This window comes from Lysinibacillus sp. FSL K6-0102, from assembly GCF_038003545.1.
Classification (GTDB): domain Bacteria; phylum Bacillota; class Bacilli; order Bacillales_A; family Planococcaceae; genus Lysinibacillus; species Lysinibacillus capsici.
This window is the reverse complement of record NZ_JBBOPH010000001.1, coordinates 3,459,541-3,473,102: the sequence shown is the minus strand read 5'-3', so window position 1 is coordinate 3,473,102 and position 13,562 is coordinate 3,459,541. Positions and strand designations below refer to the sequence as shown.

Below are 13,562 nucleotides of genomic sequence, written 5' to 3'. Positions count from 1 at the left end.
AAACAGCCATGAACAGCAGTATGAAAGATAAAATAACGACGTCACAAGCAGTTGTTATTATTATTAACTATATTCTTGCCACTGGGATTCTTACTTTACCTCGTGCATCTGTAGAAAAAGTTAAAACGCCAGATGTTTGGATTAGTGTATTTTTAGGTGGAGTCGTTGCAATGATTGCAGGTGTAATCATTGTGAAGCTAAGCCAACAATACCCTGACAAAACATTTTATCAATATAATCAAGATATCATAGGGAAGTGGTTAGGCTGGTTTATAAGTGCGTGTGTAATTGCCTACTTTTTTACCATTTCTGCCTTTGAAGTTCGCATCATGGCTGAAGTAACTTCTCTCTTCTTATTAGAAGGAACCCCCACTTGGGCGATTATTTTGCCTTTTTTATGGGTTGGACTTTACTTAATAAGCGGTGGCATCAACACAATCGCTCGCTTATTTGAAATCATTTTTCCTATTACCTTTGTTATTTTTTTACTTGTGGCCTTTTTAAGTTTAGGGATTTTTGAAATCGATAATTTGAGACCAGTACTCGGTCTGGGCGTTGTTCCGATGTTAAAGGGAATAAAAACAGCGACACTAGCATTTTTAGGGCCTGAAATTATGCTACTACTTGTGGCATTTATGTACCCCTCAGATAAATCAAAGGCCGTAAAGGTTGTACTGGCGGGTATAGCCATACCCTTGCTCTTTTATGTCATCACGGTTGTGATGGTCATTGGTGCTCTATCCATTGAGGGTGTTTTAACAAGGACTTGGCCAACAATTGAATTAATGCGAAGTTTTGAAATCCCTGGTTTAATTTTTGAACGCTTTGAGTCATTTCTTCTTGTAATTTGGATTATGCAAATCTTTGCTACCTTTACGATTACTTATTATGCCGCTACTTTAGGATTAGCCCAACTGTTTAAGAAAAATATGCATCCCTTCTTATACGGGCTACTTCCGATTATTTACATTATTGCGATGACACCTAAAAATATTAACGATCTATTTACATTTGGCGATAAGATTGGTCATGCTGCATTAATTTTATTTGGTGTAGTACCGATAACCTTACTCCTTATTTCGAAATTGAAAGGAAAGAAAGCATGAAGCGAATACAGTGTTGTGTACGTTTACTTCTAGTTGCAACGGTAACCTTACTTCTTACTGGCTGTTGGAGTAGTAAAGAGATTGAGGATTTAGGCCTTATTGTAGGTACATCATTGGATTTAGAAACGGGTGATGTTTCCTCTGAAGAGCAACAAGATGCTAGGTATGCAAACAGACAGTTGCTAACAATTACCAATCAATTTGTTACGTCAGAGACTACGGTTTCTGGAACAAAAGAGGGAGCATTGCCAGAAAAAGCGTATAAAAATGTTTCTGAGACAGGTGATGCGGTGTTACCAACTTTACGAAATATGCTGTTAAAGGTTGATAAACGTTCCTTTGCTGAACATTCCAAAGTAATTATTATCGGTGAGGAATTAGCTAGTACTATCAATCTTCAACAAACGTTGGATTTTTTTCTAAGAGAATTAGAAATACGGCCGAGTGGACTGCTCTTTATTGCTCAGGATCAGGCAAGTCAGGCACTTGAAACAAATGAACCAACTAAAATTCCTGCCTTTCAATTAGTAGAAATGATGGAGGGACATGAAAGGACGACAAAAATTTTGCCTCCGATGACCGTAGCCAAACTAGAGGGGAAGCTGTATTCAGACTCTAGCTTTTTATTGCAAAATGTGAGTACGGAAAATGGAGAAGTAAAATTTGCAGGCGCTGCTATCATTGAAGGAAAAACCAAAAAGCTACGAGGATTTTTAAATGAGAGTGACCTAGAAGGAATTGCATGGATGTCTGGCGATGCGAAAGGTGGCCTAGTCAAAGGCTTTGATGAGGAGTCAGGAGCACCTATTGTGTATGAAATTATTTCAGCTAAAAGTAAAATTATTCCACATGTAAAAGGGGATCAAATCTCCTTTACGATAAAAATTCAATCAGAGGGAAGAATTGCTGAACATTGGGTTCTCTCCGATAAAGCATTTGACAATCAATTTTTGAAAAAAGCAGAGAAAATATTTGAAAAAGAGATAGAGCGATTAGTGAGGAAAGCACTAGATAAAACGCAACATGAATTTCAAACAGATGTTTCTGGGTTTGGCAATAAACTAAGAATCGATTACCCGAAAGTATGGCAAAAAAGAAAAAAAGAATGGGATCAAACGTTTAGTGAGGTTCCTATTACATGTGAAGTGAAGGTTTCCATTAAGGATTATGGCACGTCGGGTGATTAACATTGTTAATCATCTTTTTTTCTGTCCATTTAGTCTATACTGAAATGAAAGGACATATAGTAGATATTCGAAAAGATGTGGGATAAAAGACATGCAATATACTATTCAATCAATCGCTACCGTTCGTAACAATCGGCAAATGTTAAAAGATGATCATTGGGGAGAGATTATTTCAACTATTGAACTTGCTGATCATATCCAAGAGGCGTCCTTAAAAGGAATAGAAGATTTTTCTCATCTAGAAATTATTTTTTATTTTGATAAGGTTTCAGACGATCAAATTCAATATGAGACAAGACATCCGAGAGATAATCATGATTATCCAGAGGTTGGCATTTTCGCACAAAGAGGTAAAAATAGACCCAATAAATTAGGAAGTACAATCGTTGCCTTGTTAGAGGTCAAATCAAGAGGATTAATCGTTCAAGGGCTAGACGCCATAGATGGCACACCTATACTAGATATAAAGCCTGTAATGAAAGAATTTTTACCTAAAGAGGATGTTAAACAGCCAGCGTGGTCAATAGATTTAATGAAGGCCTACTGGGCGTAATAAAATTGTTAAAGCGAAGACAATTGTGGGTTACTAAAAAAGGGGAGTAGCGTGCTCCCCTGATTTTTTAAAGAATGATTCCTTCTTGATAAAGAATGCTAATGGCATGAGAGCGATTTTTGGCACGCAATTTTTTGATAGCAGATTTTACATATTGTGTAATGGTTAATTCACTTAACTGCATAACATCTGCTATTTCCTTTGTGCTATCTCCCTGCGCTACCTGTCTCATTACCTCTAATTCACGCTTGCTCAGAAAGCCCTCTTTTTTGCTATTTCTAGCTTGTATGATAAGCTGTCCAATCATGTTTCCAAAGGTGGTCATGTCATCTAACAGCTTATCATTTATATCGATTTCCTCTTCTAATTGAGTACTACAAATATAGCCAAAAACATATGACCCAATGAAAATAGGGACAATTAAAAACGTATTATTTTGCGAGGGAATAGAATATTTCATACTGATATTTTTTAAATAGTCCATTCCTGTGCAAAATTTAGCCTTCTTATCTTCAATAGCAGCATAAATAATAGGGAAACTACGAATCTCCTCACGAATCTCACCGATATGACTACCACCCGATTCATTTAAAAAAATGATTCCTTCTGCTACAAAGCCTATTGGAGAATACCTCAATAAATAGGCATCCTTGATAGGAAAAGCATCTAAATATACCTGCAAAATGTGTATCAACAGCTCTTCATGGTTGGCATAACTTTGTACTGTGTCGAAACGTTTTTGAATGGTATAAAGATTGGACATGACCTATCCCCTTTTTTAAGTATATACTACGCTTAAAATAAGGAATTTTCAATATTTTCTTTAAGTTGTAGTATTTAAGCTAAGTAAAGCCATATTTCTCTATTTTGGCGTAAGGAGGAGCAACAGGTGAGTAGTCAAACAATTAAAGAGGTGGATGCAGTTGTTCTAGGTGCTGGGTTTGCAGGTCTGTATATGCTACATCAGTTGAGGAGTAAAGGCTTTTCAACCATTGTATACGAGGCTGGAGATGGTGTAGGTGGTGTTTGGTATTGGAATCGTTATCCTGGTGCTAGATGTGATATTGAAAGCATCTATTATAACTACACATTTTCAAAAGAATTATATGAAGAATGGACTTGGACATCTAGATTTCCAGAGCAAGCGGAAATATTACGCTACTTAAATTACGTAGCCGATCGTTTTCAATTGCGATCAGCTATCCAATTTAACACAAGAGTCACTGCAGCTCATTTTGATGAAAAACAACATAAATGGATGATTCATCTAAACGATGGGCAGTACATTTTAACAAGGTACTTTATTACAGGAATAGGCTGTCTATCTGCAGCAAATGTTCCTAACATCCAGGGGTTGCAACAATTTAACGGAAAATGGTATCACACGGGGCATTGGCCACATGAAAAGGTTGATTTTACTGGGAAGCGTGTAGGAATTATTGGGACAGGCTCAAGCGGGATTCAGGCAATACCTGTTATTGCAAAAGAAGCAGAGCAGTTAACGGTGTTTCAACGCACTCCACAATATACGATTCCCGCTCGTAACCATGCATATGAAGAGGACTTTATCAAAGAAACGAAGAAAAATTTTGAAGCGATAAAACGTTCCATGAGAAATTCGGTTTCAGGTACACCTTTTGCACAAAATCAGCAATCTGCAATGGAAGAACCTGATGATAAGAGGCAGGCGGTTTTTGAGAAAGCTTGGGCACAAGGTGGCTTTGCCTTCTCAGCTACTTATCATGACTTGTTAACGAATGAACAGTCCAATGAAAAAGCGGCAGAATTTATTCGCTCCAAAATACGACAGATTGTGAAAGATCCTGTGGTTGCAGAAAAACTATGTCCTAAGTATATGTATGGCACGAAAAGACAGGTTTTAGATAGCGGTTATTTTGAAACCTATAATAGGGAGAATGTTTTACTGGTTGATGTCAAAGAATCACCTATTCAAAAAATAACAGGAGAAGGTATTCAAACGGCGGATAACCATTTTGATTTAGAGATCATCATTTTTGCGACAGGCTATGATGGCATGACAGGGCCATTATTTAAGATTGATATCCGAGGAAGGAATGGCGTGTCATTAAAAGAGAAGTGGAAGGATGGGGCAGCTGTTCAAACCTATCTTGGACTCACAACAGCAGGTTTTCCTAATTTATTTATGATTACGGGACCAGAAAGCCCTTCTGTTCTCGTGAACATGCCGATTGCTATTGAGCAGCATGTCGAATGGATTGCCGAGTGCATGCATTATTTGCGTGAGCATGACATTGATCTTGTGGAACCAACAATAGAAGCAGAGGAAGCTTGGAGCACACATTGTCGAGATGTCGCTAATGCAACACTCTACGTCAAAGGTGATTCCTGGTATACGGGAGCCAATATTGAGGGCAAACCTCGAAGTTTTTTAATCTATCTAGGAGGATTTGATTATTACACAAAACATTGTAATGAGGTGGCTCAAAACAATTATGTAGGCTTTAAGTTAATGAAATTAAAATCAATATCATAGTTTGTGAGAGGGGAGCATATATCAATATGGAGCAACAAGTAGTCATTATTACAGGTGCTGGAAGTGGTATAGGAAGAGAGACAGCAAAATTGCTTGCCACTATGGGCAAAGCATTAGTTTTAGTGGATTTTGATGATAAAAGTGGACAAGACACACTACATGCTGTTAAGGAATATCACCAACAAGCAATTTTTGTCCAAGCTGATGTTTCACAAAGCAATGATGTCAAAAAATATGTGGACGCTGCAAAAGAAACATTTGGCAAGATTGATGCTTTTATCAATAATGCAGGTGTTTTAAGCCCACCTACACTACTGGGAGATTTAGAAGAGGAAACGTTTGATAGAATAATCTCGGTCAATCTTAAAGGGGCGTTTCTCGGCTTAAAGTATGTATTAAAAGAAATGGAGCAACAGCAATCAGGTGTCATTGTGAATACATCCTCAGCAGCTGGTATACAGGGACAACCCTATCTAGGTGGTTATGCGGCAAGTAAGCATGGTGTAATTGGATTAACTAAAACGGCGGCCATGGAATATGGACCTAAAGGGATTCGAGTGAATGCAATTTGTCCCGGTGGCGTGAGGACAAACATGACAAAGGGATTGGCATCGAGTCCAGAAGAAAATGGACCATTACGTAGATTAGCAGACCCTACTGAAATCGCAAATGTAATCGCTTTCTTAATTTCGCAGGAAGCTTCTTATGTGAATGGTGCTGTCGTCCCAATTGATGGCGGTTTAACATCGTAAAAACATTTTAAATAAGAGAGGAAGGATTTTAATGGAACATCGTATTGATTCAGAACTAAAAGAAACGTTAGCAATTTTTCCCCCATTAGATTTGGATAATGTACAAGCTACAAGAGACGGAATGGCAGCCGTTGCTGTGCCAGCTCCAATTGAAGAGCACATCATAGTAGAAAATAAAGTCATTCAAGGGCCTGATAATAATGATTCTCTTCGTCTTCGTATTTATAAGTCAAAAGAGCAAAAGGAAATATACCCAGGCCTGCTATGGATTCATGGTGGAGGCTATGTCTTAGGAGCACCAGAGGGTGATGATGTGCTTTGTCAGCGTTTTGTCAATGAAGCGAATTGTGTTGTAGTATCTGTAGACTATCGACTTGCGCCTGAACATCCTTATCCAGCTCCGCTTGAAGATTGCTATACAGCGTTAAAATGGGTAGCAGATCATGCGGATGAATTAGGGATAGATCCTACCCGTTTAGGGATTGCTGGAGCAAGTGCTGGTGGTGGGCTCACAGCTGCACTTGCACTACTTACACGCGATCGAAATTATCCGAAGCTTAGTTTCCAAATGCCGCTCTATCCAATGATTGATGATCGCAATAATACCCCATCTTCATTAGAAATTACGGGACATATGATCTGGAACCACTCACTCAATCAAAAGGGATGGGAAATGTATTTGAATGGAGAAAATGGTAGTGACAATGTACCACCATATGCTGCCGCAGCTAGAGCGGATGATTTATCAGGTTTACCATTTACTTATACATGTGTTGGTCAACTTGATCCATTTCGTGATGAGACTTTACAATATGTAACCAAGCTATGTCAGGCTGGAGTAGATGTTGAATTCCACTTATACCCAGGCTGCTATCATGGCTTTGAGAGTATTGTTCCTACAGCCACAGTCAGTCAAAGAGCTGTCACAGAGTATGTAGAAGCTGCTAAATATGTGTTACATCGAAATATTTCAGTGCCTTTATAAAAAATTTACGAAAATCCCGAAACCATAATCTACTCAGGTTTCGGGATTTTTTTGTTCAGCAAAATGATCTTTTAGCTAGTTTGTAATATCGTCTTTTAGGTTAAACTTTTATCGAGTGAAAGGAGGAGAAGATAAATTGTTACAATTTGATTCAAAAATTGTTGGAAAAGAGATAGGGTTTGGCTATTTACGAGATAAAATTGCCGATCGGGGTTTCACGATCGGCGGGAATTGGGAGTACTATAAAGGTAGCTTTGACTCGGTATTATGGAAAGAGGCAGGAGAAACTATTTATTTACGTGTCCCTTTTATCGTCACATCAGGAGAGCTTGATAATGAAGATGCTCAAATTCGTTTTCAAAAGCCATTTGTCATTAAGCATGTTGAGAATATTGGTCTAGATTATGATGAGGGCTCCTTACTAGATGCAACTGGTGCTAGTCAATTTCAAACTCCGCTTGATAAAGATGGATACATTCATGATAAAAGTAGATGGATTCAAGCAGGTGAACAAGCTGTGGAAGAAAAAGTACTACCATTTTTCATTCATTAGTTAGATAAATTTAAATAGCTGCTGCAAGAAATTATATGTCTTTTATCCTTATTATTTTGGGAACATATAATCAAAAATATAAATAGAATTGTCGTAAGAATTTTCCAACATTATAATGATATTAGCACGTACTACTATATGAGGTGAGTTTATGGATAAAATAGCTATAGATGATTTTCAGCATTCCTATCAGAAATTGCACCAAGAACGACTCATCCATCGTAAAGAAGCCTTTCTAGAGGTGTTAGAGAAAACAAGAACATTTGGTGAAATAATCCTGTTTGAAAGTATAAAAAGTAAGAGAGGCGTCTAGGTGGCGTCTCTTTCTATTTTTCATAAATGAGAGGATGATTAATCATGGGACGTTACATACCTTTAATACTGCTAACGATGATTCTATGTGTTGCTTGTACGTCAACGAAGGATAATAACGATAATAGGTTAGAAAGTGAGGAAAATCACGCTAAAGATGCCATGAATTCCTCTATTGAAATAATAGCAGATCAATTGCAGTCACCTTGGTCAATTCAAAAAAGTGGAGATGTCTTTTATATAGCAGAAAGGCCAGGAAGTATTGTAAAGATTGCGGAAGGGGGCGTTGATAGACAGCAGGTTATCCTGAAAAAGGAGCTATCAACTGCTCCAGAAGCTGGTATGTTGGGATTTGTGTTAGCACCTAATTTTCCTACTAGTCAAGTTGCCTATGCGTATTATACGTATGTCGAGGAAGAGGAACAATTTAATCGAATTGTTACGTTAACGTTTAGCGATAATAAATGGCTCGAACAGAATCTTATTATGGATCGAATAAAGAGTGGTACATACCATCATGGGGGACGTTTGAAAATAGGTCCTGACGGCAAGCTGTATGCAACGGTAGGAGATGCAACACAACCTTCTTTAGCACAGGATGCGGAAGCTTTAGAAGGGAAAATTTTGCGCATCAATTTGGATGGCACCATACCGAATGATAATCCTTTTCCTCAATCCTATATATACAGCTATGGACATCGAAATCCACAAGGCTTAACATGGTCTAATGATGGTACGATGTATGCCAGTGAGCATGGCAATGCAGGAAATGATGAAATTAATATCATTGAGAAGGGGAAGAATTTTGGCTGGCCTCTTATTGAAGGAATGGAGAAAGAGCAGGGGATGATAACACCTCTTTTTACATCCGGTTCTTCTAACACATGGGCACCATCAGGCATTGCTATTGTAAATGATCAATTATATGTCGCTGCCTTAAGAGGCACAGCAGTCCTAGCTTTTGATATAAATAAGAACAAACACAATGAATTACTATCAGAATTTGGTAGAATTCGTGATGTCTTTGTGGATGAAAAATTTCTTTATTTTATTAGCAATAATACAGATGGTCGTGGAAATCCGCAACCTCAGGATGATAAACTATATCGAACGCCATTGTGATATAATATTTGAGAAAACATGGAATGGTAGGATGAATGGGGAGGACAAACATGGCAAACTATCTTAAGATCGCAGTAGCAATTGATTTCTCAGAACAATCATTAAAAGCATTGGATCGAGCTAGTCAATTAGCAAAGGAACACAATGCTATTTTGCAATTGGTGAATGTCATTGATACAAAATCGTTTGGAGCAGTTTCAGCATATGACTTAAAATATGCCGAGGAATTGAAGAAGGAAAACATTCTTAAAATGGAAAAGCTAGAAAAAGAGGCATTACAGACAGGAGTCAAAGAGGTCAAATCCATTGTAGAAACAGGTTCACCAAAAGGCATTTTAACACAGTTACCTCAGGTTGATTTAATTGTTTGCGGTGCAACTGGATTAAATCGTATGGAGAAAATGATGTTAGGCTCTGTGGCAGAGAAAGTCGTACGTCATGCGCTTTGTGATGTGTTGATTGTTCGTTAGTTGTTAAAATAGTTGAGAGTAAAAGAACCTGCTTGTGCTAGTAGACAAGCAGGCTCTTTTTTTATTGGAATGTTTGAGCGTTATCAATAATGCTTTGAGGTATATCGATTGTTTTTAGATGATTAAATTCAGTATACGTAACGACTGATTTTGTATTCATTAACAATTCGTCACCTTCTACGGCCATTTTTAAGTCAAAATTCATATCCATTTTGTTCGTATCGAAAGTCTCTTTATCGATGTGTAGTACGTAGTTAATTTTTTCAATTGATAGTTGATCCATTGGATTTTCTTCTAGACCCATTTCTTGCATAGACTTATTAATCTCAGAATCGATTAGTTCTTTGAATTTATCGCCTTTGGCATCTAATGTAAGGACGTATTCATCATCCGTTTGTTCAAATGTAAAGTCCTTAATGAATTTTTTCAATTGTTCTAGCTGTTCCTTCGCATCAGCAGAAGCCGCCGTTTGATCTAATATAGCATCAAAGTTCTCATCAGGGAGCTTTAACCAGCTATCTGTTGTCGAATCCTTCATAAATAAGCCTGCATCTTTTTTCATATACATTTCAATTGGCATGTCCATTGTTTCTTTACCTTCATTCATCATATCAGGCATTGTCATAGATCCTGATAAATGCATTGCAAGTGGATCAACGATCATATCCATCTCCATTTTGGAGTCGATTGAAAACTCCATTGCTTCTTCACCAGACCCAACCTTTGTCACCTGTGTCATATCCATTTTAGCACTTGCACTTTGAATATCAGCCTGGCGATCTACTGCTTTGTCATACACTTGTTCTAAAGTGAGTTTGCTTTTATTAGTTGTGTCTTTCGTAGGCGTAGCGCTTGAATTACAAGCGGCAAGTGTCAACGCTAGTGTTCCGACTGCTAATACTTTAAAAATTTTCTTCATTACTTTCATCTCCTATTCTTGGTAAAAAACACTATCTACTACTATACGCACTAAAAAAGGAAAAGTTTCATAAATTGTTAGAAAAGAACTACTTTTTTATTAAAAAAATAACATTACTCCTACTTTTGTAATCTTTAAACGCGATAATTACCAAATGAATAGGGATAAAACAAAAAAGCTGTCATGAACTTATCGTACAAGGACGATAAGTACAGACAGCCTTTTGCTTACACCATAGTGTAATGGATCAATTATAACCCCAGATCATAGCAAATAATGTACCAATGATTGTCACAACACCTACGAATACTGAGTATAAAATTGTTGTATATAACGTTTTTTTATCTTCAGATTCACCGATGTGCATGAATAATACTAATTGTACAGTTGCCTGTGCAAGAGCAGTTACTAGTAAAATTCCAAATGCCATATTAAGAGACATATCAAATTTTACAACTGCTAAAGCTACGATTGTTAGTAATAGTGAGAAGCCGAAGCCCATCACATGTTGTTTTGGGAATAATTCCTTCATCAGCTAATCAGTCCTTTCAAGTAGACGAAGCTGAAGATGAAAATCCAAACAACGTCTAGGAAATGCCAGTACAGTGAGAAGATAAACGCTTTATTAGCCGTTTGTGGGTTTAAGCCACGTTTCGCTACTTGGATTAAAATAGCTACGCCCCAGAAGAAACCAAATGTTACGTGGGCACCGTGCGTTCCAAGTAAAGTCATTAATGACGATAAGAATGCGCTTGTTTGAATCGTCGCACCTTCGTGTACATATGTGACAAATTCATCAATCTCAATAGCTAAGAAGCCAAGGCCTAGTAATAGAGTGATGATAAAGAATGTCATCATCGCTTTTTTACGGCCAATACGCATTGCATGAACACCAAGACCAATTGTGAAACTACTTGTTAATAATAAGAATGTTTCCCATAGAACGGGCGTTAATTCGAAAATCTCGGCACCATTTGGTCCACTACCTGTACGTGTATGAAGTGTGAAATACACAGTAAATAAAGTGGCAAATAACACGATTTCGGCGCCAAGGAAAATCCAAAAACCAAAGATTTTTAGACGGTTTTCCTCTGTACTATATTCTAATGGAAGTGAAGAATCGATTTTCATATTATTTATCACCTCTCAAGCTTTTCTCAGTTGCCATTACTTCCTCAACTGAAATGTAACGACCATGATCTTTTTCAAATGAACGATGGATCATGAAGCCAAATACACCAAGCATACTGATGATGGCTGGAATCCATAGATTAAATACAGCGAAGAATGCTGCAAGGAAGAAGAATCCACTCATCCAGAATGGTGTGCCTGTATTATTTGGCATGTGAATTTTTTCGATTGTACCTGCAGTAATATCGCGACCTTCTTTTTTCGCGAACCAGAACTCATCTAAGCGAGTAACGGTAGGCACTACGGCAAAGTTATATTCTGGTACTGGAGAATGAGTAGCCCACTCAAGTGTACGACCATCCCAAACATCTGCCTTTTCATTACGAGGCATATGCTTCCAGCTATAGTAAATATTGTAGACGATTAATGCAAAGCCGACTGCAAGTCCTAGAGCACCAACGAACGATAACATGTTCAATGGACCATAACCAGTAGACTCAGAATAAGTGTACATACGACGAGCATATCCATCTAAACCTAAAATGAATAGTGGGAAGAACGTTACGTTGAAGCTGATGGCAATGAACCAGAAACCAGCTTTCCCTAATTTTTCATTTAGACGGAAACCGAACATTTTTGGCCACCAGTAGTGGTAACCTGCAAGGACACCAAATACTGTACCTGGAATTAATACATAGTGGAAGTGGGCAACTAAGAACATCGTATTATGATATTGGTAGTCAGCACTTGCCATCGCTAGCATTACCCCTGTAACCCCACCAATTGTGAAGATAGGAATAAAGCCAAGTGCATAAAGCATCGGTGTTGTAAATTGAATTTTCCCGTGCCTCATTGTGAGTAGCCAGTTGAATATTTTAACCCCAGTAGGAACGGCGATTGCCATTGTTGTAATAGAGAAAACACTGTTTACCATTACACCATGACCCATTGTATAGAAGTGGTGGGCCCAAACTACGAATGATAGTAGGGAAATGACCACCATACTCATCACCATTGATTTGTAACCGTATAAGTTTTTACGTGCGAATGTTGCAATGATTTCTGAGAAAATACCGAAAGCAGGTAGGATAACGATATAAACCTCAGGATGTCCCCAAACCCAGAAAAGGTTGGCCCAAAGCATATCCATACCACCGTCTTGCATCGCAAAGAATTTTGTGCCGAATTGACGGTCAAACATCATAAGAGCAAGCGCTACAGTTAATACTGGGAACGCGAATACGATAATAATGTTTGTAATTAAAATTGACCAAGAAAACATTGGCATTTTCATTAATGTCATACCAGGAGCACGCATTTTAATGATCGTCGTGATAAAGTTAACACCTGTCATTAAAGTACCAATACCTGATAATTGAAGGGCTAAAGAATAATAGTTATTCCCTACAGTCGGACTAAAATCCGTACTTGCAAGAGGGAAGTAGGCTGTCCAACCAGCGTCTGGTGAACCACCGATAATGAATGATAAGTTTAATAAACCAGCACCTGCTGCAAATAGCCAGAAGCTGACAGCATTTAGACGTGGGAAAGCAACGTCACGTGCACCGATTTGAAGTGGAATGACAATGTTCATTAAGCCGATAACAAATGGCATCGCCATAAATAGAATCATTAATAAACCGTGTGTTGTGAAAATTTCATTATAGTGTTGTGCATCAAGAAGTCCGTTATCTGGAACGGCTGTTTGTGCACGCATTAATAGTGCATCGATACCACCGCGGAATAGCATTAATAAAGCTACTGCGATATACATAATCCCGATTTTTTTATGGTCAACAGTTGATAGCCAGTTTTTGTAGAAATAGCCCCATTTTTTGAAATAAGTAAGGCCTGCTACGATAACCACTGCACCAACTACGATACTAATAGCTGCCGCTAAAATCATCGGTTCTTGCATTGGATGGAATAATTCTTCCATACTCATTGGATGCGCTCC

Annotated in this window: 15 protein-coding genes; 10 read left to right on the top strand and 5 right to left on the bottom strand. The window is 38.0% G+C overall.

The features are described 5' to 3' along the window. Positions 1–8 precede the first annotated feature (8 nt). The 3 genes from NYE73_RS17650 (at position 9) to NYE73_RS17640 (ending at position 2,846) form a co-directional block, all read left to right on the top strand. Positions 9–1,106, top strand: coding sequence for a spore germination protein (locus tag NYE73_RS17650; RefSeq protein WP_048395089.1), 1,098 nt, complete (start codon positions 9–11; stop codon positions 1,104–1,106). Beyond that, positions 1,103–2,293, top strand: a complete 1,191-nt coding sequence (locus tag NYE73_RS17645) for a Ger(x)C family spore germination protein (protein WP_259948327.1) — start codon at positions 1,103–1,105, stop codon at positions 2,291–2,293. The genes NYE73_RS17650 and NYE73_RS17645 overlap by 4 nt, the downstream gene beginning before the upstream one ends. Before the next feature lie 91 nt (positions 2,294–2,384). After that, on the top strand, positions 2,385–2,846 hold the full coding sequence (locus NYE73_RS17640; RefSeq protein WP_259948324.1) for an SAM-dependent methyltransferase: 462 nt from the start codon (positions 2,385–2,387) through the stop codon (positions 2,844–2,846). 67 nt (positions 2,847–2,913) lie between these two features. Here the strand turns inward: NYE73_RS17640 and NYE73_RS17635 are convergent, their stop codons facing one another. Then, the gene (locus tag NYE73_RS17635) at positions 2,914–3,609 is read right to left on the bottom strand and encodes a response regulator transcription factor (protein WP_048395095.1); all 696 of its coding nucleotides are present in this window, start codon (positions 3,607–3,609) and stop codon (positions 2,914–2,916) included. A 126-nt stretch (positions 3,610–3,735) separates the two neighbouring features. On the opposite strand from NYE73_RS17635, the gene NYE73_RS17630 reads away from it, so the two are divergent. From NYE73_RS17630 to NYE73_RS17600, 7 genes are all read left to right on the top strand, one after another. Next, entirely contained in the window at positions 3,736–5,361 is a 1,626-nt protein-coding gene (locus NYE73_RS17630; protein ID WP_259948322.1) for a flavin-containing monooxygenase, read from the top strand. A 20-nt stretch (positions 5,362–5,381) separates the two neighbouring features. Continuing rightward, positions 5,382–6,113, top strand: a complete 732-nt coding sequence (locus NYE73_RS17625) for an SDR family NAD(P)-dependent oxidoreductase (RefSeq protein WP_259948581.1) — start codon at positions 5,382–5,384, stop codon at positions 6,111–6,113. 31 nt (positions 6,114–6,144) lie between these two features. Continuing rightward, the gene (locus NYE73_RS17620) at positions 6,145–7,098 is read left to right on the top strand and encodes an alpha/beta hydrolase (RefSeq protein WP_259948319.1); all 954 of its coding nucleotides are present in this window, start codon (positions 6,145–6,147) and stop codon (positions 7,096–7,098) included. Positions 7,099–7,234: 136 nt separating this feature from the next. Then, positions 7,235–7,651, top strand: a complete 417-nt coding sequence (locus NYE73_RS17615) for a YugN family protein (protein ID WP_054550010.1) — start codon at positions 7,235–7,237, stop codon at positions 7,649–7,651. A gap of 151 nt (positions 7,652–7,802) precedes the next feature. Then, positions 7,803–7,964, top strand: a complete 162-nt coding sequence (locus tag NYE73_RS17610) for a hypothetical protein (RefSeq protein ID WP_167444838.1) — start codon at positions 7,803–7,805, stop codon at positions 7,962–7,964. Positions 7,965–8,008: 44 nt separating this feature from the next. Beyond that, on the top strand, positions 8,009–9,085 hold the full coding sequence (locus tag NYE73_RS17605; protein WP_259948314.1) for a PQQ-dependent sugar dehydrogenase: 1,077 nt from the start codon (positions 8,009–8,011) through the stop codon (positions 9,083–9,085). Between the two features lie 50 nt (positions 9,086–9,135). Further along, entirely contained in the window at positions 9,136–9,555 is a 420-nt protein-coding gene (locus tag NYE73_RS17600) for a universal stress protein (protein WP_259948311.1), read from the top strand. Between the two features lie 61 nt (positions 9,556–9,616). Here NYE73_RS17600 and NYE73_RS17595 read toward each other — a convergent pair whose 3' ends face one another. From NYE73_RS17595 to qoxB, 4 genes are all read right to left on the bottom strand, one after another. Beyond that, positions 9,617–10,474, bottom strand: coding sequence for a DUF6612 family protein (locus NYE73_RS17595; RefSeq protein ID WP_259948308.1), 858 nt, complete (start codon positions 10,472–10,474; stop codon positions 9,617–9,619). Positions 10,475–10,721: 247 nt separating this feature from the next. After that, complete coding sequence (gene qoxD / locus NYE73_RS17590) at positions 10,722–11,006, bottom strand: cytochrome aa3 quinol oxidase subunit IV (RefSeq protein WP_004226585.1); 285 nt, start codon at positions 11,004–11,006, stop codon at positions 10,722–10,724. Next, positions 11,006–11,605 carry a cytochrome aa3 quinol oxidase subunit III gene (gene qoxC / locus NYE73_RS17585; protein WP_004226587.1) on the bottom strand — a complete coding sequence of 200 codons (600 nt, stop codon included), beginning with the start codon at positions 11,603–11,605 and terminating at the stop codon, positions 11,006–11,008. The genes qoxD and qoxC overlap by 1 nt, the downstream gene beginning before the upstream one ends. Before the next feature lies 1 nt (position 11,606). Beyond that, on the bottom strand, positions 11,607–13,550 hold the full coding sequence (qoxB, locus tag NYE73_RS17580; protein WP_048395108.1) for a cytochrome aa3 quinol oxidase subunit I: 1,944 nt from the start codon (positions 13,548–13,550) through the stop codon (positions 11,607–11,609). Positions 13,551–13,562: the final 12 nt, after the last annotated feature.

What these genes read in the sequence shown, in the direction of transcription:
- NYE73_RS17595 (WP_259948308.1), bottom strand. Translation starts at nt 10,474, where the DNA reads ATGAAGAAAATTTTTAAAGTATTAGCAGTCGGAACACTAGCGTTGACA.
- qoxD (WP_004226585.1), bottom strand. Translation starts at nt 11,006, where the DNA reads ATGAAGGAATTATTCCCAAAACAACATGTGATGGGCTTCGGCTTCTCA.
- NYE73_RS17635 (WP_048395095.1), bottom strand. Translation starts at nt 3,609, where the DNA reads ATGTCCAATCTTTATACCATTCAAAAACGTTTCGACACAGTACAAAGT.
- qoxC (WP_004226587.1), bottom strand. Translation starts at nt 11,605, where the DNA reads ATGAAAATCGATTCTTCACTTCCATTAGAATATAGTACAGAGGAAAAC.
- NYE73_RS17610 (WP_167444838.1), top strand. Translation starts at nt 7,803, where the DNA reads ATGGATAAAATAGCTATAGATGATTTTCAGCATTCCTATCAGAAATTG.
- NYE73_RS17620 (WP_259948319.1), top strand. Translation starts at nt 6,145, where the DNA reads ATGGAACATCGTATTGATTCAGAACTAAAAGAAACGTTAGCAATTTTT.
- NYE73_RS17605 (WP_259948314.1), top strand. Translation starts at nt 8,009, where the DNA reads ATGGGACGTTACATACCTTTAATACTGCTAACGATGATTCTATGTGTT.
- NYE73_RS17645 (WP_259948327.1), top strand. Translation starts at nt 1,103, where the DNA reads ATGAAGCGAATACAGTGTTGTGTACGTTTACTTCTAGTTGCAACGGTA.
- NYE73_RS17650 (WP_048395089.1), top strand. Translation starts at nt 9, where the DNA reads ATGAACAGCAGTATGAAAGATAAAATAACGACGTCACAAGCAGTTGTT.
- NYE73_RS17600 (WP_259948311.1), top strand. Translation starts at nt 9,136, where the DNA reads ATGGCAAACTATCTTAAGATCGCAGTAGCAATTGATTTCTCAGAACAA.
- NYE73_RS17640 (WP_259948324.1), top strand. Translation starts at nt 2,385, where the DNA reads ATGCAATATACTATTCAATCAATCGCTACCGTTCGTAACAATCGGCAA.
- qoxB (WP_048395108.1), bottom strand. Translation starts at nt 13,550, where the DNA reads ATGAGTATGGAAGAATTATTCCATCCAATGCAAGAACCGATGATTTTA.